This is a genomic window from Psychroserpens luteolus (assembly GCF_021032705.1).
Taxonomy (GTDB): domain Bacteria; phylum Bacteroidota; class Bacteroidia; order Flavobacteriales; family Flavobacteriaceae; genus Psychroserpens; species Psychroserpens luteolus.
The window spans coordinates 1-22669 of sequence record NZ_JAHVXI010000003.1; the positions used below are offsets into that span (position 1 = coordinate 1).

General features: G+C 33.6%; 22 protein-coding genes. 10 read left to right on the plus strand and 12 right to left on the minus strand.

Features of this window, described 5'->3' with window-relative positions; translation table 11 throughout:
* The 4 genes from KWG70_RS08915 to KWG70_RS08930 all read left to right on the plus strand — a co-directional run.
* A partial coding sequence (locus KWG70_RS08915) for a gliding motility-associated C-terminal domain-containing protein (protein ID WP_230935668.1) occupies positions 1 to 3639 on the plus strand: 3639 nt, incomplete at its 5' end.
* A 12-nt stretch (positions 3640 to 3651) separates the two neighbouring features.
* Entirely contained in the window at positions 3652 to 4569 is a 918-nt protein-coding gene (locus tag KWG70_RS08920; RefSeq protein WP_230935669.1) for a PorP/SprF family type IX secretion system membrane protein, read from the plus strand.
* Between the two features lie 11 nt (positions 4570 to 4580).
* On the plus strand, positions 4581 to 6515 hold the full coding sequence (locus KWG70_RS08925) for an OmpA family protein (protein WP_230935670.1): 1935 nt from the start codon (positions 4581 to 4583) through the stop codon (positions 6513 to 6515).
* Positions 6516 to 6642: 127 nt separating this feature from the next.
* Positions 6643 to 6936, plus strand: a complete 294-nt coding sequence (locus KWG70_RS08930) for a hypothetical protein (RefSeq protein WP_230935671.1) — start codon at positions 6643 to 6645, stop codon at positions 6934 to 6936.
* 70 nt (positions 6937 to 7006) lie between these two features.
* Here KWG70_RS08930 and KWG70_RS08935 read toward each other — a convergent pair whose 3' ends face one another.
* Both KWG70_RS08935 and pdxH read right to left on the minus strand, forming a co-directional pair.
* Complete coding sequence (locus KWG70_RS08935) at positions 7007 to 7501, minus strand: CAP domain-containing protein (RefSeq protein ID WP_230935672.1); 495 nt, start codon at positions 7499 to 7501, stop codon at positions 7007 to 7009.
* A 198-nt stretch (positions 7502 to 7699) separates the two neighbouring features.
* Complete coding sequence (gene pdxH, locus KWG70_RS08940) at positions 7700 to 8347, minus strand: pyridoxamine 5'-phosphate oxidase (protein WP_230935673.1); 648 nt, start codon at positions 8345 to 8347, stop codon at positions 7700 to 7702.
* Between the two features lie 82 nt (positions 8348 to 8429).
* Here pdxH and KWG70_RS08945 point away from each other — a divergent pair, with 82 nt between their 5' ends.
* Entirely contained in the window at positions 8430 to 8861 is a 432-nt protein-coding gene (locus tag KWG70_RS08945) for a hypothetical protein (RefSeq protein WP_230935674.1), read from the plus strand.
* An 85-nt stretch (positions 8862 to 8946) separates the two neighbouring features.
* On the plus strand, positions 8947 to 9381 hold the full coding sequence (locus KWG70_RS08950; RefSeq protein WP_230935675.1) for an SRPBCC family protein: 435 nt from the start codon (positions 8947 to 8949) through the stop codon (positions 9379 to 9381).
* Here KWG70_RS08950 and KWG70_RS08955 read toward each other — a convergent pair.
* From KWG70_RS08955 to rpsA, 6 genes are all read right to left on the minus strand, one after another.
* On the minus strand, positions 9378 to 10283 hold the full coding sequence (locus KWG70_RS08955) for a ribonuclease Z (RefSeq protein WP_230935676.1): 906 nt from the start codon (positions 10281 to 10283) through the stop codon (positions 9378 to 9380). The genes KWG70_RS08950 and KWG70_RS08955 overlap by 4 nt on opposite strands.
* 1 nt (position 10284) lies before the next feature.
* Complete coding sequence (locus KWG70_RS08960; protein WP_230935677.1) at positions 10285 to 10716, minus strand: hypothetical protein; 432 nt, start codon at positions 10714 to 10716, stop codon at positions 10285 to 10287.
* Positions 10717 to 11049 (minus strand): ribonuclease Z, encoded by a 333-nt coding sequence (locus KWG70_RS08965; protein ID WP_230935678.1) that lies wholly within the window; start codon positions 11047 to 11049, stop codon positions 10717 to 10719.
* Positions 11050 to 11053: 4 nt separating this feature from the next.
* Entirely contained in the window at positions 11054 to 11983 is a 930-nt protein-coding gene (locus KWG70_RS08970; RefSeq protein ID WP_230935679.1) for an aspartate carbamoyltransferase catalytic subunit, read from the minus strand.
* A 5-nt stretch (positions 11984 to 11988) separates the two neighbouring features.
* Entirely contained in the window at positions 11989 to 12528 is a 540-nt protein-coding gene (pyrR, locus tag KWG70_RS08975) for a bifunctional pyr operon transcriptional regulator/uracil phosphoribosyltransferase PyrR (RefSeq protein WP_230935680.1), read from the minus strand.
* 125 nt (positions 12529 to 12653) lie between these two features.
* A complete protein-coding gene (gene rpsA / locus KWG70_RS08980) occupies positions 12654 to 14489 on the minus strand; it encodes a 30S ribosomal protein S1 (RefSeq protein WP_230935681.1) in 1836 nt (611 codons plus the stop codon).
* A 284-nt stretch (positions 14490 to 14773) separates the two neighbouring features.
* Between rpsA and KWG70_RS08985 the strand changes: the two genes are divergently transcribed.
* Positions 14774 to 15151, plus strand: coding sequence for a LysM peptidoglycan-binding domain-containing protein (locus tag KWG70_RS08985; RefSeq protein ID WP_230935682.1), 378 nt, complete (start codon positions 14774 to 14776; stop codon positions 15149 to 15151).
* A gap of 29 nt (positions 15152 to 15180) precedes the next feature.
* Here the strand turns inward: KWG70_RS08985 and cmk are convergent, their stop codons facing one another.
* The 4 genes from cmk to lon all read right to left on the minus strand — a co-directional run bounded on the left by cmk (position 15181) and on the right by lon (position 20171).
* A complete protein-coding gene (gene cmk / locus KWG70_RS08990; protein WP_230935683.1) occupies positions 15181 to 15891 on the minus strand; it encodes a (d)CMP kinase in 711 nt (236 codons plus the stop codon).
* The gene (gene porQ / locus KWG70_RS08995) at positions 15891 to 16910 is read right to left on the minus strand and encodes a type IX secretion system protein PorQ (RefSeq protein ID WP_230935684.1); all 1020 of its coding nucleotides are present in this window, start codon (positions 16908 to 16910) and stop codon (positions 15891 to 15893) included. Before porQ ends, cmk begins: the two co-directional genes overlap by 1 nt.
* A 74-nt stretch (positions 16911 to 16984) precedes the next feature.
* Positions 16985 to 17734, minus strand: coding sequence for a lytic transglycosylase (locus KWG70_RS09000; RefSeq protein WP_230935685.1), 750 nt, complete (start codon positions 17732 to 17734; stop codon positions 16985 to 16987).
* Complete coding sequence (gene lon / locus KWG70_RS09005) at positions 17718 to 20171, minus strand: endopeptidase La (protein WP_230935686.1); 2454 nt, start codon at positions 20169 to 20171, stop codon at positions 17718 to 17720. The genes KWG70_RS09000 and lon overlap by 17 nt, the downstream gene beginning before the upstream one ends.
* A gap of 230 nt (positions 20172 to 20401) precedes the next feature.
* Between lon and KWG70_RS09010 the strand changes: the two genes are divergently transcribed.
* From KWG70_RS09010 to KWG70_RS09020, 3 genes are read left to right on the plus strand one after another with little or no spacing between them, the layout of a single operon-like run.
* Entirely contained in the window at positions 20402 to 20962 is a 561-nt protein-coding gene (locus KWG70_RS09010) for an RNA polymerase sigma factor (protein WP_230935687.1), read from the plus strand.
* 37 nt (positions 20963 to 20999) lie between these two features.
* Complete coding sequence (locus tag KWG70_RS09015; RefSeq protein ID WP_230935688.1) at positions 21000 to 21566, plus strand: hypothetical protein; 567 nt, start codon at positions 21000 to 21002, stop codon at positions 21564 to 21566.
* The gene (locus KWG70_RS09020) at positions 21544 to 22641 is read left to right on the plus strand and encodes a hypothetical protein (RefSeq protein WP_230935689.1); all 1098 of its coding nucleotides are present in this window, start codon (positions 21544 to 21546) and stop codon (positions 22639 to 22641) included. Before KWG70_RS09015 ends, KWG70_RS09020 begins: the two co-directional genes overlap by 23 nt.
* The last annotated feature ends 28 nt before the right edge of the window (positions 22642 to 22669 follow it).

The window sequence follows — 22669 nt, forward strand, 5'->3', positions numbered from 1 at the left end:
ATTGAGTGTTCTGGTGATGATAACGAACAATTAGCTAACGATTGGAATGCAGCCAATATCGCTGCCCTTGAAGCTTGTGCTGCTGATTCTTGTGATACAGACTTAAATACGCAAGTCACTTCTGATTACAACTTTACTAACTTAGTATCTACTTGTGGTCTTGGTGGAACAATTGCTGTTGTCTATACCATTACTGATGACTGTGGTAACACAACAACATTGAATGCAACACTAACACTTGAGGATACAGTTGCGCCAGACCTTTCAAATTGTACTGTAGAAAATACGTCGTTAGAATGTTCTGATACTGAAAATGAATCCCTTGCTGATGCTTGGAATGCGGCTAATATTGCAGCGCTTGAGGCTTGTGCTACTGATTCTTGTGATACAGACTTTACTGGTCAGGTGACTTCTGATTATGATTTTAATAACCTTAATACAACTTGTGGTCCTTGTGGAACAATTAGTGTGACTTATACCGTTACTGATGATTGTGGTAATGCAACAACGCTTACTGCAGTATTAACTTTTGGAGATGAAACAATTCCTGATTTATCAGATTGTGATATTCAAGATATAACATTAGAATGTTCAGGTGATGAAAATGAAACATTAGCGAACGATTGGAATCAAAATAACATTGTGACACTTCAAGCTTGTGCAGATGATTTAGCTGTAACTGTGACTTCAGATTATGATTATACAAATTTTGTATCATCTTGTGGATTAAGTGGAAGCATCTCTGCAACCTATACGATTTCAGATGAGTGTGGAAACTCAGCTACACTTCAAGCGACATTAACGATTGAAGACACAACGCCTCCAACGTTTACTGTTCCTGAGAGTATTACAATTGAATGTGATCAAGACCCATTAGATTTAACACTTACTGGTGATGTAACTGATGAAACCGATGTCTGTTCTGGTCTTTTAGAAGCCACATATGTTGACACTGTTGCTGATGGTTCATGTCCTAGTGAGTCTATTATTACAAGAACATGGACTTTGACGGATGACTGTGGTAATACAACGACTTTAGTTCAAACAATTACAATTCAAGATACAACACCGCCTACGTTTACAGTACCTGAAAGTATAACCTTAGAATGTGATCAAGATAGTTCTGATCTAACCTTAACTGGTGATGTGACTGATGAAGCAGATAACTGTTCTACTGGTTTAGAAGCGACATTTACAGATACTGTTGCTGATGGTTCATGTCCTAGTGAATCTATAATTACTAGAACATGGACATTAACGGATGACTGTGATAATACAACGACTTTAGTTCAAACAATTACAATTCAAGATACAACACCGCCTACGTTTACAGTACCTGAAAGTATAACCTTAGAATGTGATCAAGATAGTTCTGATCTAACCTTAACTGGTGATGTGACTGATGAAGCAGATAACTGCTCTACAGGCTTAGAAGCTACATTTACAGATACTGTTGCTCAAGGTGATTGTCCTAGTGAATCTATTATTACTAGAACATGGACTTTAACGGATGACTGTGATAATACAACGACTTTAGTTCAAACGATTACTGTTCAAGATACAACACCACCTACGTTTACAGTACCTGAAAGTATAACCTTAGAATGTGATCAAGATAGTTCTGATCTATCCTTAACTGGTGACGTGACTGATGAAGCGGATAACTGTTCTACTGGTTTAGAAGCTACATTTACAGATACTGTTGCTCAAGGTGATTGTCCTAATGCGTCTATCATTACTAGAACATGGACATTAACTGATGATTGTGATAATACAACAACTTTAGTACAAACGATCACTGTTCAAGATACAACGCCTCCTACATTTACAGTACCTGAAAATGTAACGCTAGAATGTGATGAAGATAGTTCTAATTTAACCTTAACTGGTGATGTGACTGATGAAGCAGATAACTGCTCTACAGGCTTAGAAGCTACATTTACAGATACTGTTGCTCAAGGTGATTGTCCTAATGCGTCTATCATTACTAGAACATGGACATTAACTGATGATTGTGATAACACGACCACTTTAGTACAAACAATTACAATTGATGATACAATTCCGCCTACGTTTACAGTACCTGAAAGCATAACCTTAGAATGTGATCAAGATAGTTCTGATTTAACCTTAACTGGTGATGTGACTGATGAAGCAGATAACTGTTCTACTGGTTTAGAAGCGACATTTACAGATACTGTTGCTCAAGGTGATTGTCCTAATGCGTCTATCATTACTAGAGTATGGACTGTTACTGACGATTGTGGAAATGCAACTGCTTTAATACAAACAATTACTATTGAAGATACGACAGCACCAACATTTACTGTTCCTGCAGATGTAAACCTAGATTGTAATGCAGATATTTCAGATATAACCTTAACAGGTGATGTTACAGATGAAGCAGATAACTGTTCTACTGGTTTAGAAGCGACATTTACAGATACTGTTGCTCAAGGTGATTGTCCAAATTCATCTATTATTACTAGAACATGGACCTTAACGGATGACTGTGATAATACAACGACTTTAGTTCAAACCATTACAGTACAAGATACGACTGCGCCTACATTTACAGTTCCAGAAAATATTACACTGGAGTGTGACCAAGATGCTACTGATATTACTTTAACTGGTGATGTTACTGATGAAGCCGATAACTGCTCATTAGATTTAGAAGCTGTATTTACTGATGTTATTTCGGAAGGTGATTGTCCAAACGAATCTACCATCACTAGAACATGGACATTAACTGATGAGTGTGACAATACAACAAGTCTTGTACAAACAATTAGCATTATAGATTCTACTGCTCCAACTCTAGTTGGTGAGCTAGAAGAAGTAATCAATGTGGTTTGTAGTGATATTCCTGAAGTTCCAGAGTTAGTATTTGAAGATGCATGTTCTACAAATATTACAGTAGAGTTTAATGAAACATCAACTTCTGACGGAACTGAAACGGATTACACTATCATCAGAGATTGGTTTGTAAGTGACGAATGTGGGAATGAGGCTTTATATACACAAACTGTAAATGTTACAGTACAAAGTGAAATTCCTACAGATGATGCAGATTTATGTATTACTGAAGATATTGATTTTGATCTATTTGATTTACTATTAGGCGATTATGATATTGATGGTGTTTGGACTGTTACTACAGGGAACGCAACTATAAATGGTAGTATTTTTAATCCATCGTCATTATTAGACTTCAATGATGATTATACGCAAGACCAGCTTGGTGATTATGTGTTCACATATACTTACGAAGGCGAATGTCCTGGAATGGTATCAGTCACTATCACATTAAATGATGAATGTGTAGTATTCCCTTGTGGTGAAGATGATGTTGAAATTTCTAAAGCAGTAACTGCTAACTTCGATGGTATTAATGAATTCTTTACGATTACTGGAGTTGAAGAATGTGGATTTACATACGAACTACAAATCTTTAATCGTTGGGGAGCAAAAATATATGAGAATTTCAATTACCAAAATGATTGGAATGGTACATCATCTAAAGCTTCAATTGGAAACTCAGACTTTGTACCAACAGGAACCTATTATTACGTTATAAATATAAAGAACAGTGGACTAAAACCGTTTACGGGCCCAATCTACGTTTCAACAAAATAAACCTTAACCTATATGAAATTAGTCAAGTTTAATATTATAGCATTTATACTATTCAGTAGCTGGATGGGAGTTGCACAACAGCTTCCGCAGTTTACTCAGTATATGTACAATACTATTTCTATAAATCCCGCTTATGCAGGAAGTAGAGAAACTTTGAGTGTTGTAGGTCTGCATAGAAGTCAGTGGGTTGGTCTAGAAGGAGGACCGCAAACGCAAACCCTTTCTATACATACTCCAATGAGAAATGAAAGAGTTGGTCTAGGCTTGTCATTTATTAATGACGAACTCGGATATCAAAACTTCTCTTACCTCTACGGCGATTTTTCATATACGATCCCAACAGGTGAGAATAGCAAACTAGCATTTGGTATCAAAGCTGGATTCACAAGTTATAGTCTAGATAGTGATTTTCAACAATCACAAGCAAATGATCCTGTTATTTTTGGTTTTGAAGACCGCTGGAAACCCAATATTGGAACTGGCATCTATTGGCACAGTAATAAATGGTATGTAGGACTATCTGCTCCTCGACTTTTAAATACAGATTATACTGGTGACGCAGAGTTTGAGTCTTTAGAAAGAATTAGCTATTATTTCACAGGTGGTTATGTATTTGACTTAAGTGAAAACACAAAATTTAAACCTGCAACACTTTTAAAAGCAACTAATGGTGCGCCTTTATCTTTTGACCTTACAGCCAACTTTTTATTTTATGAAAAGTTTTGGGTTGGTGCTGGTTACAGAATAAATGAACGTGCTGCTGCTATTGGTGGTATTGCAGATTTTCAAATATCAAAACAATTACGAATTGGTTACGCATACGAATATCCAATTTCAGACCTTAGACCATATACGAGTGGAACTCACGAAGTTCTATTAATGTTTGAAATATTTAAAAGTAAGCGTATTAAATCACCACGATATTTCTAAAAAACAAATCAATGATGAAATCAAAGTTTTTAATCTTAATATTTGCGCTTAGTAGCACAATTATGATTGCCCAAGAAAAACTTGCTGATAAGTTTTTTAGCAATTTTGGGTATGTAAAAGCCACAGAACTCTATGAAGAAGTTCTGAAAAAAGGTGATACTAGCCTTCATGTCCTGACACGCTTAGGTGATTGTTATTATAACAATTCTAAATCTGAAAAAGCAGCATTTTGGTATGGCAAAGCTTTAGATAAGTATGGAAAAGATGATATCAATCCAGAATATATCTATAAGCATATACAATCTTTACGTAGTTTAGGTCAATATGAAGAAGCTGATACATGGATGAAGGCATTCATGGAAATTCAAAATAATGATACGCGTATTAAAGGTTATAATCCTGAGAATATAGCGAAGTATAATGAATTAGCTAGTGCAGATAAAAATAAAGTGGTAAAACTTCAAAATTTACCATTTAACTCTAAGTATTCAGATTTTGGATCTTACATTCATAATGATCAGCTTTATTTTGCGTCGTCTAGAAATACAGATGAAAAGAAATTGTATAGCTGGAATAAGGAGCCATTTTTGGATATCTATCAAGTATCCGTTGACAAAAGTGTAGATACAACAACTTATGGTACTCCAGATTTTATAGCTGCTGAAAAATTAAATACAGATTTTCACGAAGCTTCTATAGCTATTACCAATGATGGAAATACAATGTATTTCACAAGAGATAATGTAGGCAAGAGTACTAAAAAAGTAAAATACGATAAAAAAGGAACGACACATCTTAAATTATACAAAGCAACTCTAGTAGATAATCAATGGACCAACATAGTAGAATTGCCATTTAACGACGATGTATTTTCTACAGGTCATCCTGCACTAAGTCCAGATAACAAGCAACTATACTTTGTTTCTGATCGTGAAGGTGGATTAGGAAGTACTGATATATATGTTGTTGATATTAATGGCGGAAACGAATATTCTGAGCCAAGAAATTTAGGAGAACAAATTAATACGGAAGGTCGAGAGATGTTCCCATTTATAGCTAAAGACAGCACCTTTTATTTCTCTTCAGATGGTCATTTAAATTTAGGGCTATTAGATATTTTTAAATCTAACCTTCTAAAAGATGAATCGGCCGAACCAGAAAATTTAGGAGCGCCATATAATAGTGGCTCCGATGATTTTGCATATTTCAAAAATACTTCTGAAGCAGAAAATGAACACACCGGATATTTCTCTTCAAATAGGCCAGGCGGACAAGGAAGTGATGATATATACGGTTTTGATGCTTCAATTTGCATTCAAACCATTAAAGGAATCACTAGAGATAGAAATACTAATGAAATACTGCCAGGTGCAACTGTAAAACTTATTAATGAAGTTGGAAAAGTTATCGCCGAAATAGAATCTGGTGAAGATGGAAGCTATGAATTTACTGCAGATTGTAATACTAGCTATACCGTTATTGCTAGCAAAGAAGACTTTAAAGACGATCAAAAGAAAGTGACTACAGATAATGAACATGAAAAGGTAACAGAAGCCGATTTATACCTAGAACCACTAATTACTGATAGTCAGATTGTAATTAACCCTATTTTCTTTGATTTTGATAAATGGAATATTAGAACAGATGCTCAGTATGAGCTTGAGAATATTGTAGATGTTATGCGTGCGCATCCAACTATGGTGATTAAAATTGAATCACATACAGATAGTCGTGGACGTGATAAGTACAATATGAAATTATCAGATCGAAGAGCGAAATCTACAATGGAATATATTATTTCAAGAGGCATTGCTCCTGAGCGTATAGAAAGTGCCATTGGATATGGAGAATCTCAATTACTAAATGAGTGTTCTAATGGTGTCAAATGTAGCGAAGAAAAACATCAGTTAAATAGAAGATCATATTTCTATATATTAAAAGAATAACCACCCTCTAAACTAAACTTGAAAAAGCAGACTTGTCGTGAGTCTGCTTTTTTTTTGATAAAACTCAGCAAAGGTCAATACATTATAATAATCTCATTATATTTAATTGTCTATAATAAAATTAATATTGAGATCATTAAGAGAAGATATCAAACAAGAAGTAAAACACCTGTTCGAGGATGATTATATGACTGTAATGTCTATATTATCAACGTTTTTGTTGAAACACGAACAGATCAATACATCACGTGTTATACGCTGTGTTATTTTTTTGAGTGAAGGTAATATTGTTGCCTTTAAAAACTATCTTGAATGCGCCAGAATAGATCCAAGAGATGTTATTTTTTGGGCAGAATACGAAAATTTAGAAGGGTCAAATCTTAAAAGACTAAGAGATTTCTCAAAACCATTCGGTAACTAAAACTAAAAAAGCCACAGTTAAAAACTGTGGCCTAAAAATAACGATTTGCTATTAATCAATTTTTAAGTCATTATCGTTTAATAAAGATATTGGTGAAATACCATTTACCTTCATCGTTTTGTTCTGCTGAAATATCAAAGTCGGTAAAATCGCCTTCAATATTGTCTCTATGTCCGTCACTATTGATCCACGCATTGACTACAGATTCTGCAGAGCTATATGCATAAGCAACATTTTCTGATACTCTTGTAGCAGATGCATTTTGCATTAAACTGTTTTTACGTTGGAAAAAATTATCATGACCAACATTATTAGATTCAACCATATAATCTGTATGTGTGTAAGCAACAGCTTTAATGGTATTGTGATTATTTAATGGTGTAAGTCCTTCATTTATTCTATGAGCATTGATAAGCTCTAAGATTTCTATTTCGATTGTTTTAGCAGCTGGTGGGACTGGTAATGCCATTGTATCAATGGTCTCATCAGGAATACTTTCTGTAGAACATGAAAACGATAGCAACGCTACTAATGCCATAATTGGCAAGTGTTTAAAGGGTCTCATAAGCGGTTATTATAGATTTGGGATTACTAAAATAGAGACCTGCTTATGTAAAAAATGTTAATGAATTGTTAAAATCGATGAAAAGCATGCATTTCATCGAAAAATTATGCAAAACATCGATGAAATGCACGTTTGGAAACAAAAAAAATGCATTTAAACGTTTTTTAAATGCATTTCATCGATGTTTTAATTATAGCTTTAAGGAGATAATCGATCCATATTCCAATTAAAATCCTTATCCAATTGATAGCGTAATCTATCGTGAAGTCTATTTGGGCGACCTTGCCAAAATTCAATTTCTTGAGGTTTAACTATAAATCCTCCCCAAAACTCAGGTCTTGGAATATCTTTACCTTCATATTCCTTTTCTAATGCTTTAAGACGTTCTTCTAAAACTGTCCTATCTGCTATAGTTTCACTTTGATTTGAGACCAAAGCTCCTAGTTGACTTCCGCGAGGTCTAGATTCAAAGTAACCGTCACTTAAATTATCTGCTATTTTTTCTGCTTTGCCTTTAATTATAATTTGACGTTCGGCAGCTGGCCAGAAGAATGATAAGCAAACATTGGGATTATTAAGTATGGCTTTACCTTTTTCACTGTCATAATTCGTGTAGAAAATAAAACCTTCATAAGTATATTTTTTAAGAAGTACTACTCTACTTTTTGGAAACCCATCCAATCCTAAAGTGCTTATAGTCATCGCATTTGTTTCCGCAATATCAAAATTATGATCAACCTCATGAAACCATTTTTGAAACAATTCCATCGGATTGTCGCTCACGTTTTCTTCGAGTAATTCTTGCTTCTCATATGACTTTCTGTAACTCCCTAAGTCTGTATTCATTAGATTCAAATATAAAATTTAACATGGCTTTTCTTTTCTAGCCTTAGATATTTACTATAAATTTAAGCAATAATCCCTACTAATGAAATTTGAAAACAGTAAATATTCTAAACTTTTAGAATACAAAAAAATTGAGTTTCCGTTCGGAACAATCTATACCACTAAACATTTTGTAGTGTCAGAACTAAACGAAGGTATTCATGTTGACTATACTATAGTAAGTGAACTAATTAGTAAGTTTTCAGAGTATATTAGAAAAGGAATTAAAATTGGCTACATCGCCAATCGTATAAACTCTTATTCTTTTGAACCACAATTATGGTTAGACTTTAATAATGAATACGATTTCATGGTAGCTAGTGCCATTGTCTCTTATAGTGACTTTAGTTATCTCAATTCTTCGTTAGAAAAACATTTCTTCCAAAAAAGTTTAAAACGCTGTCATAGTCTGGACGAAGCTATCGAATGGATGACCAATCTCGACGAGTTTAAAAAAGAAACCAAACTTAAATAGTTTATTATTTTTCTTCTTTCTTAAAGCCTTAAAGTAAGTTGAGTTAGATTTCTGTATTTTTATAGGAATTAAAAAACAACCACTTATGAAGTTTAGCTGCGAAATTATTATAAATGCGCCTATAGATCATACAGCAGCCGTGTTTGAAAATCCAGACAATCTAAAGCATTTTCAAGATGGTTTTATTTCTAAAGAACTTATTAGCGGAACTGAAGGATCAGAAGGAGCTATTTCAAAAATGATATATAAAAAGCTTGAGCTCAAAGAAACAATAATCACCAATAATCTACCAGCAGAGTTTAAAGCGCTTTATGAACATAAGCATATGACCAATACTATGAGCGTGCAATTTAAAGCTCTTGCTGACGATAAAACACAATATATTTCTGAGATAGATTACACTAAATTTAATGGACTGTTCATCAAACTCATGGCAACTTTATTTCCAGGGATGTTTAAGAAGCAAGTCTATAAATGGATGACACAATTTAAGACCTATACCGAATCTCTTCTAGACTAAAATTCAAAGGTCTTTCCGTCTTTAGCTAATTCTACCTTAGGAAAAATTGTTTCCGCTTCTGTTTTAAATGGAGTCAAATCATCATATCGCGTAGAGTAATGCCCCAAAATTAACTGACCAACATTTGCCTTTTTTGCAATAGTGGCCGCCTGTTTGGCAGTAGAATGCTTTGTTGGTAAGGCTAGAGCTTCATTCTTTTCAATAAATGTAGATTCATGATATAGAGCGTTTACACCCTTTATGATGGGCACAATGGATTCGTTATATGCTGTGTCACTGCAAAATGCATAACTCTTCGGCGGTTTTGGATCCAGTGTAACTGATGCATTGCTTACCATATTTCCATTATTATCAGGAACATCAGCACCTTGCTTTAATTTTCGATAATAGGCAACGTCAATATTGGCATTTAATACTGCATTCATATCTAATTTGCGTTCTCCAAGTTTCTCTTTAAATAGAAATCCGTTGGTATATATACGATGATCTAAAGGAATAGTGTACACTTCAACTTTATCATCTTCGAAAATTAACTCTGATGATTTTGAAGACAATTCATGAAAAATCAATTTGTAATTAGTCCAAGACTCTGAGAGTTTCATTTGCAGCGTTATAACCTCCTTAAGTCCTTTTGGTGCATAGATATGCAAATCGGCCTCACGTGTTAACAATCTAAATGTAGAAATCAAACCAGCAAGACCAAAGCAATGGTCACCATGTAAATGTGAAATAAAAATGTGTTTTATACGACCAAACTTTACTTTGTTTCTGCGCAACTCAACCTGAGTTCCCTCTCCACAATCTATTAGAAAGGTATGGTTCTTTATGTCAAGAACTTGAGCAGTGGGATTGGTATGTATCAATGGTGTAGCGCTATAACAGCCAAGTATTCTTAGTTTCAAATTATTGTATTCTTAAATGACTTTTTATTAATTCCAGTTCTTTCAAAGCAGGATTTTTATTTGGTAATGTTATAAAAATAAAATCTGTGCCATTTTTTCTTTTGGCTGTAATTTCGAAATAAAGTTCCTCATTTTGGTTTAAGATAACATCCTCTATTTCTGAAATAGGAAAATGTACCATTTTTTTTATAGATCCTAGGAATAAAGTATGCAAATCTTTTACAACAAAACCATTATGAATAGAAACTCGTTTTGAGATTTTAATAGCAGAAATGACTACCAATATTAGGATGTAATATATAGCTTTATTTAGAATTTCGTTCTCCACTAGATCTTCAAACGAAAATAAAGGAATGAACGACAAGAAAAAAAACAGTGTTTGATAAATAGCATCAAACAATTGTTCATCATAAAGGACTATTCTTTTATTCATTTAAAACCCTAAATCGCGCTCAATTTCCTCCATTTCGATAATATCGCGGGCTTCTTGCATAGTTGGGACTACTATGATTTCATCTGGAGTTTCATTAAGATTAGCCTTAGAAGTAACAATAACAAACGAATGTTTCGCTCTACGATGTTTATTAGATAGCTGTAAAAACTCTACAATATCTTGGAGTGACACCTTATTCAAAGTCGTAAGATTAACAATGATATTGTCATTTTTAAAACGTTCGTATAACACATCAATCTTTTTTACAAGTTCTATTATAGACGCTTTTTCCTGTGTGATTATGGATGTATTTCCATCTTTATCAAAAATCATAATCCTAGTGTTTTATTTTTGAAGCTAATAAATAAATTACTGCCATTCTAATCGCTACACCATTTTGAACTTGATCCAAAATAATTGCTTGATCAGAATCGGCAACATCACTCGTAATCTCTACACCTCTATTTATAGGCCCTGGATGCATGATTGTGATGTCTTTATCCAACGAATTCAGCAATGCTTTATTAACTCCGTATTGTTGTGTATATTCTCGTGTTGATGGGAAATAACTAATATCCATTCGCTCATTTTGAACACGTAACATATTAGCTACATCACACCAATTTAAAGCTTTTCGCAAATTGGTTTCTACCTTAACCCCTAAATCTTTTATATACTTCGGAAGTAAGGTTTTTGGTCCACAAACCATCACATTTGCACCTTGTAATTGCAAGGCATAAATATTTGATAAAGCTACTCTACTATGTAGAATATCACCAACGATAACTACATTTTTACCTTTAACATCACCTAAGCGTTCTCTTATAGAGTAACTGTCTAATAGTGCTTGTGTTGGGTGCTCATGAGCGCCATCTCCAGCATTAATAATACTGGCATCTACATGCTGAGACAAAAACACACCTGCTCCCGGATTTGGATGCCTCATCACAACCATATCTACTTTCATAGACAAGATGTTATTTACAGTATCAATAAGTGTTTCTCCTTTTTTTACTGAAGATTGCGAAGCCGAAAAGTTGATTACATCTGCAGATAGTCGCTTTTCTGCAAGTTCGAAAGATAACTTGGTACGTGTTGAGTTTTCAAAGAATAAATTAGCTATAGTAATATCTCTAAGCGAAGGCACTTTTTTAATTGGTCTATTAATCACCTCTTTGAAATGATCGGCTGTTTCAAAAATTAATTGAATATCCTTTTTATTAAGGTATTTAATTCCCAATAAGTGATTAACACTTAATTCGCTCATAACTATTAATTATTTATCAAGTACACTGAGTCTTCACCTTCATTTTCAACCCAATTAACTTTTACTTTTTCTTTATTTATAGCATCTACCTGACGACCTCTATAATTAGGTTGAATTGGTAAATGTCTACTAAAACGTCTGTCTATCAACGTCAATAACTCTATTTCATTTGGTCTTCCAAAAGATTGAATCGCTGTTAATGCTGCTCTTATACTACGTCCTGTATGCAGCACATCATCTATAAAAACAATATTCTTGTTCTCTACAATAAAATCAATTTCGGTAGTATTGGCTTCTAATATCTTTTCGCCACGTCTAAAATCGTCTCTAAAAAACGTGATATCTAAATGTCCTAGTTGGATATTTTTAATCTTATAATCATTTTTTAGCATGACTGCTAAGCGATTGGCAAGAAATTTTCCTCTTGGTTGCAATCCGATAAGTACTGTATTAGAAAAATCGTTGTGATTTTCAATAAGTTGACAAGCCAGTCGATGAAGAATGATGTTTACCTCTTTAGCATTAAGTAAAACTTTTTGACTCATATGGTTTCCAAACGTGTTTGGTTGGCAAAGTTAAGTTAAAAAATCAGGGTTTGCAATCGTTTTTATATATCAATAAAAAAGCCTCTCATTTCTGAGAGGCTTTTCAATATCTAAAATTCAAGGAATTATTTCTTCCCGTCCATTTTATCTTTAAGTGCTTGTAAAGCGTCATTAGCATCACCTAAAGTTGGTTTTGCTTCTGCTGCTTGAGCTTCTTGCTTCTTAACAGCTGCTTTTACATTTGCCATTTCTTCTTCTTTAAAGATAGCAGTATGAGAGGCTACAACTCTTTTGAATTCTTTATTGAATTCAATGATTTTAAAGTCTGCACCTTCACCTTTTTTAAGCTTGCTTCCGTCTTCTTTTTCTAAGTGACGAGATGGTACAAATGCAACGATATCATCGTTGAAATTGATTGTAGCACCTTTATCTACGATTTCAGCAATCTCAGCAGTATGCGTTGTTCCTAAAGCGAACTCAGTTTCATACTTATCCCAAGGGTTATCAGTAGTTTGTTTGTGACCTAAAGATAATTTACGTCCTTCAACATCTAATTCTAATACCACTACATCTAACTTGTCGCCTACATTAGTAAACTCACTTGGATGCTTGATTTTCTTAGTCCAAGATAAATCAGAGATATAAATCAATCCGTCGATACCTTCTTCTAATTCAACAAAAACACCAAAGTTTGTAAAGTTACGTACGATACCTGAATGTTTAGAACCTACAGGATATTTAGATGTAATATCTGTCCATGGGTCTGGAGTTAATTGTTTGATACCAAGAGACATTTTACGATCTTCTCTATCAAGAGTTAAGATCACAGCTTCGATTTCATCTCCAACAGATACGAAATCTTGAGCTGAACGTAAATGAGTTGACCAAGACATTTCACTAACGTGAACTAATCCTTCTACACCTTCTTCTACTTCAACAAATGCACCGTAATCAGCAATAACAACAACTTTACCTTTCACTTTATCGCCAACTTTTACAGTTTCACCTAAAGCTTCCCAAGGATGCTTGCTTAATTGCTTAAGACCTAATTGGATTCTAGACTTATCTTCATCGAAGTCTAAGATTACCACATTTAATTTTTGGTCTAATTCTACGATCTCATTTGGATGATTAATTCTAGACCAAGATAAATCTGTGATATGAACTAAACCGTCAACACCTCCAAGATCAATAAACACACCGTAAGACGTAATATTCTTCACGATACCTTCTAATACTTGACCTTTTTCTAATTGACCAATGATTTCTTTCTTTTGTTCCTCAATATCAGCCTCGATAAGCGCTTTATGAGATACAACAATGTTTTTGAATTCGTGGTTGATTTTCACCACTTTAAATTCCATTGTTTTATTTACGTACTGATCGTAATCTCTAATTGGTTTCACATCGATTTGAGAACCTGGTAAGAATGCTTCAATACCAAATACGTCAACGATCATACCACCTTTAGTTCTGCATTTTACAAAACCATTAACGATTTCACCAGTTTCGTGTGCATTGTTTACACGATCCCATGCTTTAATTACACGAGCTTTTCTGTGAGATAATACTAATTGACCAGTTGCATCTTCACGAACATCAATTAATACTTCTACTTTGTCACCAACTTTTAAATCTGGATTGTAACGAAATTCATTAAGAGAGATTACACCTTCAGATTTAGCATTGATGTCAATGATAGCATCGCGATCTGTAATATGGATAACTTCACCTTCTACAACTTCATCATCTAAAGTATCTACAAAATTTTCTGATACTAATTTTTCAAATTCTTCTAATTGTTTGTCATCAACAGGATCAATTCCTTCTTCGTAATTGTGCCAATTGAAATCTTTTAAGAATTTTTCTGGGTTTGCCTGAGCCTCAGAGACTTGAGGAGCTTCAGTTTGAGGAGCTTCAGTAGTTGCTACTTCAGCTTGTTTTGTTTCTTTTTCAGACATGTGCTGAATAAAATTTGTATTCTGTATGTTTAGAAAGAATTAAGCGATAACACACAGAAGTGTTATTGTTTGTTATTATTTGTTCCTTTTATCTTTCTTTATTTCGCTAAAAGGAGTGCAAAAATACGTTTTATTTACAATAAAACAAAATAAATACAATATTGTCTAATCATTTGAGTTTCAGAAACTAAAAATGTTAAAAATTCTTACTTGGCTTGCTTAATTTTTGGCACATAAATTGGTATATTTACAATAGTATTAACACTAAATTAAAAACAAAAATTATGGTAAGATCAAAATACCAAAGTGTATTAGACTTAGGAGAATCGTTGAACATCGAAAATGGTGATGTAAAAGAAGAGAATGGCGTATTAAAAGTAACAGGAACTGCAAAAACTCAATACGAAAAGAATCTTTTATGGGATGCAATAAAAGCCGCTGGTGGTGATAACCCAAGCGATATTATGGCAGATATTCAAGTAGCAGACACGTCTGTTTATGCAAGACACACAGTGAAAAGTGGAGAAACATTAGGAAAGATTGCTAAGCACTATTATGGTGATGCAATGAAATACAAAGATATTTTTGCTGCAAACAATGACATCTTAAAGAATCCTGATTTAATTCATCCAGATCAAGAATTAATTATACCAAATTTATAAAAGTGGTAGATTAAAAAAGTAAAAGCGACCTAGTGTCGCTTTTTTTTATGAAGTGAATTTATTTTGTCTTTCGCAAGTGACACTATAAATTCAAATTGTTCGTCTAAAGTCATATTAGAATTATCAACCTCAATTGCATCTTCTGCCATGGTTAAAGGCGAATCTTCTCTTGTAGAATCTATATGATCTCGAGACTGTACATTTGCTAAAACCTCTTCGTAACAGACATCATCTCCCCTTTCCAGAAGTTCATCATAACGACGTTGAGCTCTTTTTTCTGCGGAAGCTGTCATGAATAATTTTAATTCGGCTTCTGGAAATACTACAGTGCCAATATCACGACCATCCATGACCACACCTTTATCTTTTCCAAAACTTTGCTGTTGCTTAACCAACTGCTCTCGTACTTCTGATATGGTAGATACCTGACTCACAAACTGGGAGACTTCAAGTGTTCTAATTTCTTTTTCAACATTCTCTCCATTTAGATATACCTCAGCAAACCCTAAGTCTTCATTGAGTTTAAAACTAATTTCGATATGCTCCAATTGAGAAATAAGACCTTCAACATCAAAACAATCACTTTCGATAAATCCATTTTGCATCGTATATAATGTGACTGCGCGATACATTGCTCCTGAATCTACATATACATAACCTAATGCTTTAGCTAATCGTTTGGCCACAGTACTTTTCCCTGTAGATGAAAATCCGTCAATTGCAATGGTAATTTTGGTCATTATCTTAAATCTATTTGTACACCAAAGAAATTGGCATTACTTGCGCCAGAGTATCTAGCATGTGTATAACTAAATCGTGTTTTATTAAGTTTAATACCTACACCAAATGATAATCCTGAAAAATTTCGTTGTTCTAAGATACGTAATTCTTCAGCTCGTCTAAAGTTATATGCCATTCTTATATTGAAACCTTTGTCTGGAAACAATTCTGCACCTATAATGGTATGACGCAACAATTCGCCTAAAAAACCAACCTTTTCTTGAGTTTGATTACCATCTAAGTCTGTTGTAGCTCTTGCAGGATTAGAAAATCGAATTGGCCAAGCTTGTAAGTTCTCAAAAGTTAAATGCCAACGTAATGGCATATTTTCTAAAGTTTGTGACAATCCCAAATTAATTTCTAATGGGAGTTTTTCATTTTGACCAGCATAGGTTACTATTTGAGTACCAAGATTTCTAACTACTAATGCCATTTGAAACTCTAGACGTTCATTAATATACATTGCTCCTAGATCTGTAGCTACACCAATAGAATTATATTGTTCTAATTTGGAAGTGATTAATTTTAAGTTAGCACCTAAATAAAAATCCGTAAACGGAATTTGATAAGCATAACCTGCAGAAAGTGCCGCTTCATTGCCTGTGAATGATCCTGTAGAAACACCATTAAGGTCATATCCTTCAAAACTTCCGTAGTTGATATAGGTCATTCCAACATGTAACGTTTGCACATGTCTATCCCATGTATAAGCATATGCTGCCGAACCATAGCTTATACCACCTAAATAACTTGAATAGTTAATCGCAAGTTGGTTATCCATTTCCGAATTGATAGTCGCTGGATTAAACAAACCTCCTGTAACATCATAATCATAGTTAGTAATCACTTTTCCACCCAAAGCAGCTTGCCTTGGTGATGCTATTAAGTTAAGAAATTGGTATGTAGACTCACCACCAACTTGGGCATAAAAAGTTGTTGTCAAGAATAGACAAAAAATAGTGGCAATTTTCTTTAGCATATAAGTGTGCAAAGTAACTAAATCTATCTTAAAACGACTATATGTGTATTTTATTTTTTTTAAAGGGACGAATTCTATTTTAATTGAAGTTTTTGTCCAATTTTAATCAAGTTACTTGTTAAACCATTTAAAGCTTTTATTCCTGCAACTGTAGTATTCGTTTTTTTTGCAATGCTATATAGTGTGTCTCCCTTTACTACAATCCAAACGTCTGAATTATAAAGGTCTTCGAAGTTTCTTACTCTTAACTCTTGCCCTATTTTTATAAGTGTTGTATCTAAATTATTGGCACGCTTGAGTTCATCTAAGCTCGTATTGTAACGTTTAGATAACGCGTATAAGGTCTCTCCTTTTTTTACTGTATGATAATTAGAATCATTAGTTTCTGTGGTAACTGGTTGAGAAATATCATAAACCAAAGTGGTTGCCTTTTTTGCTTTTTCTGATAGTTTTGGCTCTAGCTGTTCAGGAATGGATTTAGTCTGTAATGAATCTGTAGTTGTAGTAGCTAATGTATTTTTCTTTTTAAAATAGTTTGTTAATGTATCTGGCCTATTTGTTACGATCACTAATGTACTATCGTTTTTATTAGTGTTGGGTGTATTAGTAATTAGATTAGCTTGTATTTCTGTTTTACCTACTATACTGTCTTTGGCTTTTATAGATGATGCCTCTACTAAAATTATTTCTCCTGTTTTTATATTGAGTTTTGCTGGCTTTCCGTTGAGAAGTACATCTTTATAAGTGTTAGTTTGTGCAACAGCCCCAAAACTTGAAGCTGTTAACACTAAGACTAATACTATTAATTTAAAGCTTTTTAGCATTTTTAACTTTTTGATTTGTTAGTGCAAGCTTTAAGACATCACTCATGTCCTTAACATAATGAAACGTAAGTCCTTTCAAATATTCTGGCTTAATCTCATCTATATCACGCTTGTTATCTTCACATAACAAAATCTCTTTAATTCTTGCACGTTTAGCAGCTAATATTTTTTCTTTGATACCACCAACTGGCAATACTTTACCTCTTAAAGTAATCTCACCAGTCATTGCCAAACTATTTTTGACTTTGCGCTGTGTAAACAAAGATACTAAAGAAGTTAACATAGTCACACCTGCACTTGGACCATCTTTTGGAGTTGCTCCTTCAGGGACATGAATATGCACATTGTATTTTCCAAAAACATCAGAATCAATTCCAAATTCATCTGCATTTGCCTTAATGTATTCCATGGCAATGGTCGCCGACTCCTTCATCACCTTTCCTAAGTTACCAGTAATGGTCAAATTCCCTTTGCCTTTAGACAATATCGATTCAATAAATAAAATATCTCCTCCTACTCTTGTCCATGCCAATCCTGTAACAACACCAGCAACATTATTATTTTCATATTTATCGCGCTCAAGTCTAGGTGCACCTAAAACCTCTATCACATCTTCATTAGTAACTTTAAGGTTATAGTCTTCCTCCATCGCAATATTCTTAGCTGCGTGACGCACTAATTTGGCGATTTGTTTTTCTAATCCTCTAACACCAGATTCTCGGGTATATCCTTCAACAACTTTTTCCAGTTGTGGTTTAGCTACTTTGAGGTGTTTATCAGATAAACCATGTTCTTTTAATTGTTTAGGTAATAAGTGACGCTTACCTATTTCTACTTTTTCTTCAATAGTATATCCAGTCACATTAATAATTTCCATACGGTCTCTTAACGCAGGCTGAATTGTATTCAAACTATTAGACGTTGCGATGAACATCACTTTAGACAAATCAAATCCCATTTCTAGGAAATTATCATAGAATTCGCTGTTTTGCTCAGGATCTAAAACTTCTAGTAACGCAGAAGAAGGATCACCTTGATGTGTATTAGATAATTTATCAATTTCATCTAAAACAAAAACAGGGTTGGATGTACCAGCTTTTTTCAAACTTTGAATAATTCGTCCAGGCATAGCACCAATGTAGGTTTTTCTATGTCCGCGAATTTCAGCTTCATCACGTAAACCACCTAAAGACATACGCACATATTCTCTACCTAAAGCTTCGGCAATTGATTTCCCTAAAGATGTTTTACCAACACCTGGAGGTCCGTACAAACAAAGAATTGGTGACTTCATATCATTACGCAATTTTAGAACAGCTAGATACTCAATGATACGCTTCTTTACATCATCTAGACCATAATGGTCACGATCTAAAATCTTCATAGCGCGTTTTAGATCAAACTTATCTTCGCTAAACTCGTTCCAAGGTAAATCTAAGAACAGGTCAAGGTAATTACGTTGTATGGAGTATTCTGCAACTTGCGGATTCATACGCTGCATTTTGGCTAATTCTTTGTCAAAATGTTCGGAAACTTTATCATCCCATTTTTTAGTCTTTGCACGTTGTCGCATATCTTCAATCTCTTCTCCTGAAGACACACCACCTCCAAGTTCTTCCTGAATGGTTTTCATTTGCTGATGCAAGAAATACTCACGTTGTTGTTGGTTCATATCACTTTGAACCTTAGACTGAATATCATTTTTAAGCTCCAATTTTTGAAGCTCAGTATTCATGTACTTTAAAGTGGTAAGTGCACGCTCTTTAAGATCGTTAATCTCTAATAATTGTTGCTTTTCTTTTACAGAAAGATTCATATTAGACGATACAAAATTCACCAAAAATGAGTTGCTTTCAATATTTTTAATCGCAAAAGACGCTTCTGTCGGAATATTTGGACTGTCCTTTATAATTTGTAACGACATATCCTTTATAGAATCAATGATTGCGGTAAACTCTTCATTATCGATTGCAGGTTTTGCTTCAGGAACATCTTTTACAGTAGCAGTTAAATAGGGTTGCTCTGCAACCACATCTTGAATTTCAAAACGCTTTTTGCCCTGAATAATAATTGTTGTATTACCATCAGGCATTTTAAGAACTTTCAAAATACGGGCAACCGTTCCTTTTTTGAAAATATCTTTAGCAGAAGGATCTTCTACCGTTTCATCTTTTTGAGATACAACACCAATAACCTTACTGCCATTATTAGCATCATTTATAAGCTTAATAGATTTATCTCTACCAGCTGTAATTGGAATCACCACACCAGGAAACAAAACGGTATTACGCAATGGTAAAATAGGTAATGATTCGGGGAGGAGTTCGTTATTTATTTCTGCTTCATCTTCAGGTGTCATTAAAGGAATTAATTCTGAGTTTTCATCAAAATCCTGAAATGACAAACTGTCAAGCTTTAAAAATTTAGACTTTGCCATATTATTTTTTTAGTCATTCTGTCATTAAAAACAACAAAACTATAGATTTATAATTATTCAAATAATTGCTAAACATTTTGAAAATCAATCGTTTACAATGTCGAAGCAATTATATACCTTTATATAATTTCAATAGTTATGCCATTACACGTTTTCAGATTAAAAACTTTTTTTACTAAAAGTGTAACAAACATAATGCACTTTCATCTTTACATTAAAGCATTTGTTTTTTGACACTAACCAATCAAAATATAGAGCAGTTATTGCAGCTTTGTAAATCGGGCAACCAACATGCGCAAATGGAAGTCTATAATAGGTATTACAAAGCGATGTATAACACAGCACACAGAATTGTAAAAGACAATTTTGAAGCTGAAGACATCATGCAAGATTCATTTTTAACCGCTTTCACAAAGTTGGATAGTCTTAAAGAGATTAAAACATTTGGTTCATGGTTAAAACGAATTGTAATCAATAACAGTATACATCATTACAAGAAAAATAGTAAATATCAAGATTTGCCTTTAGATGATGTGTTATATAAAATTGAAGACTGCTCAGGAATAACTGAAGATTATAAATTTAATACTCTTAAAGCGAATCTAGTTCTGGAGACAATGAAAACGCTTAAAGATAATTATCGTATGAGCTTAACGCTCCATTTAATCGAAGGTTATGATTATGATGAGATTTGTGAAATTATGAATATTTCATCTGCAAATTGTAGAACAATGATCTCACGTGCAAAAGACAGCTTAAGAAAAAAACTTGAACCTTTAGCACACTATTAAGTAATGACAGTCTAAACATAGACTATAAGTAAGGCTTATGAAAAAAGATACTATAAATGAATTATTCAAATCACTAGAAGGCGGCTTCGATACCGAAATGCCAAACTCTGGTCATGAGAATAGGTTTTTGGACAAACTTAAGCAGCAAAATAACCCTGTTGTTTTAAGTGAATCTAAGAAACGAACTTACTGGAAACCGTTTTTGGCGGTTGCAGCATCCCTAATATTATGCTTTAGTGTATTTACTATGATGCAACAACAAGAACCAGAATTAATGGATTTAGCGAGTGTATCTCCAGAATTATCACAAACACAATCCTTTTTTACTGCTGCTATCGAGCAAGAAATAACACTGTTGGAAGCCGAGCGTACTCCAGAAACTGAGCAAATGATTTATTCAGCAATGAGAGAACTAAAGATTCTCGAAGGTGAATACGAATCACTTAAAATAGATTTAACCGAAAGTGGTAATGATCAACGCGTTATTTATGCAATGATTACCAATTTTCAAAATAGAATAAACGTATTAAAAACCGTTTTAGAACACATTGAAGAAGTCAAAAATTTTAAAAACAACCAAAATGAAAACACAACTACTATATAAGCTAATTTTTGCTTTTATTTTAATTCCTTCAATATCATGTGCAAATGGAGCACACGATAAATGGAATGGCAAACACACTAAGGAAAAAACCATAAAAAAGGAATTTTCAGTAAGCTCTGATGCCACATTAAAAGTTAATAATAGCTACGGAAATATTAATATTACCACCTATGAAGGCTCTACCATTACTTTTGAAGTAAAAATAAAAACCAATGGTAACAACCTTGAGAAAGTTCAGAAAAAACTAGACAACATCGACGTAGAGTTTAATGCATCAAGTTCTATGGTATCGGCAAAAACACTGTTTAGTAAGAATAAGTCAAAATCTATATGGAATTGGGGTAAAAATAATAATGTAAACATGGAAATCAACTACATTATTAAAATGCCAATAACGAATAGTGTAGATCTAAACAATGACTACGGAAGTATTGATCTCGATAAACTTGAAGGGCGTGCAACAATTAACTGTGACTATGGAAAAATTACCACTAAAGAATTAATGGCGAGTAATAACTCTATCTCTTTCGATTACACGAATAACTGTTACTTTGAATTTATTGATAGTGGAAAAATCAATGCAGATTACAGTAGTTATACGGTTGGAAAAACAAAAACCTTAGATATTAATGCAGACTATACAAAATCTGAAATCGAGATAGCAGAAAACATTAATTACAACTGCGACTATGGCACTTTAAAAGTCGATAACGCTAACAATGTTGTAGGTAATGGTGATTATTTGACCTTAAGATTGGGAACGATTTATAAAAATGTTGGTATTAAGGCCGATTATGGATCGATTAAAATAGAAAAGATGGCTGCAAATGCAGGAAATATTGACATCGAATCAGATTACAATGGGATTACAATTGGTTATGATTCTGGGTATCAATTTAGTTTTGACATTGATTTAGAATATGCGTCGTTACGTGATACAGATGCTTTCGAATTTACCAAGAGACGTATCGAATCATCAGATAAATATTACCAAGGTTACCGAGGAAATGCCAATAGCGGAAACATGATTAGAATCAAATCTGAGTATGGCAGCGTAACATTCAAAAGAAAATAACATAATAACACACAATAAAATTTAGGAC

What these genes read in the sequence shown, in the direction of transcription:
- KWG70_RS08920 (WP_230935669.1), top strand. Translation starts at nt 3,652, where the DNA reads ATGAAATTAGTCAAGTTTAATATTATAGCATTTATACTATTCAGTAGC.
- KWG70_RS08925 (WP_230935670.1), top strand. Translation starts at nt 4,581, where the DNA reads ATGATGAAATCAAAGTTTTTAATCTTAATATTTGCGCTTAGTAGCACA.
- KWG70_RS08935 (WP_230935672.1), bottom strand. Translation starts at nt 7,501, where the DNA reads ATGAGACCCTTTAAACACTTGCCAATTATGGCATTAGTAGCGTTGCTA.
- pdxH (WP_230935673.1), bottom strand. Translation starts at nt 8,347, where the DNA reads ATGAATACAGACTTAGGGAGTTACAGAAAGTCATATGAGAAGCAAGAA.
- KWG70_RS08945 (WP_230935674.1), top strand. Translation starts at nt 8,430, where the DNA reads ATGAAATTTGAAAACAGTAAATATTCTAAACTTTTAGAATACAAAAAA.
- KWG70_RS08950 (WP_230935675.1), top strand. Translation starts at nt 8,947, where the DNA reads ATGAAGTTTAGCTGCGAAATTATTATAAATGCGCCTATAGATCATACA.
- KWG70_RS08960 (WP_230935677.1), bottom strand. Translation starts at nt 10,716, where the DNA reads ATGAATAAAAGAATAGTCCTTTATGATGAACAATTGTTTGATGCTATT.
- KWG70_RS08965 (WP_230935678.1), bottom strand. Translation starts at nt 11,049, where the DNA reads ATGATTTTTGATAAAGATGGAAATACATCCATAATCACACAGGAAAAA.
- KWG70_RS08970 (WP_230935679.1), bottom strand. Translation starts at nt 11,983, where the DNA reads ATGAGCGAATTAAGTGTTAATCACTTATTGGGAATTAAATACCTTAAT.
- pyrR (WP_230935680.1), bottom strand. Translation starts at nt 12,528, where the DNA reads ATGAGTCAAAAAGTTTTACTTAATGCTAAAGAGGTAAACATCATTCTT.
- rpsA (WP_230935681.1), bottom strand. Translation starts at nt 14,489, where the DNA reads ATGTCTGAAAAAGAAACAAAACAAGCTGAAGTAGCAACTACTGAAGCT.
- KWG70_RS08985 (WP_230935682.1), top strand. Translation starts at nt 14,774, where the DNA reads ATGGTAAGATCAAAATACCAAAGTGTATTAGACTTAGGAGAATCGTTG.
- cmk (WP_230935683.1), bottom strand. Translation starts at nt 15,891, where the DNA reads ATGACCAAAATTACCATTGCAATTGACGGATTTTCATCTACAGGGAAA.
- porQ (WP_230935684.1), bottom strand. Translation starts at nt 16,910, where the DNA reads ATGCTAAAGAAAATTGCCACTATTTTTTGTCTATTCTTGACAACAACT.
- KWG70_RS09000 (WP_230935685.1), bottom strand. Translation starts at nt 17,734, where the DNA reads ATGCTAAAAAGCTTTAAATTAATAGTATTAGTCTTAGTGTTAACAGCT.
- lon (WP_230935686.1), bottom strand. Translation starts at nt 20,171, where the DNA reads ATGGCAAAGTCTAAATTTTTAAAGCTTGACAGTTTGTCATTTCAGGAT.
- KWG70_RS09015 (WP_230935688.1), top strand. Translation starts at nt 21,000, where the DNA reads ATGAAAAAAGATACTATAAATGAATTATTCAAATCACTAGAAGGCGGC.
- KWG70_RS09020 (WP_230935689.1), top strand. Translation starts at nt 21,544, where the DNA reads ATGAAAACACAACTACTATATAAGCTAATTTTTGCTTTTATTTTAATT.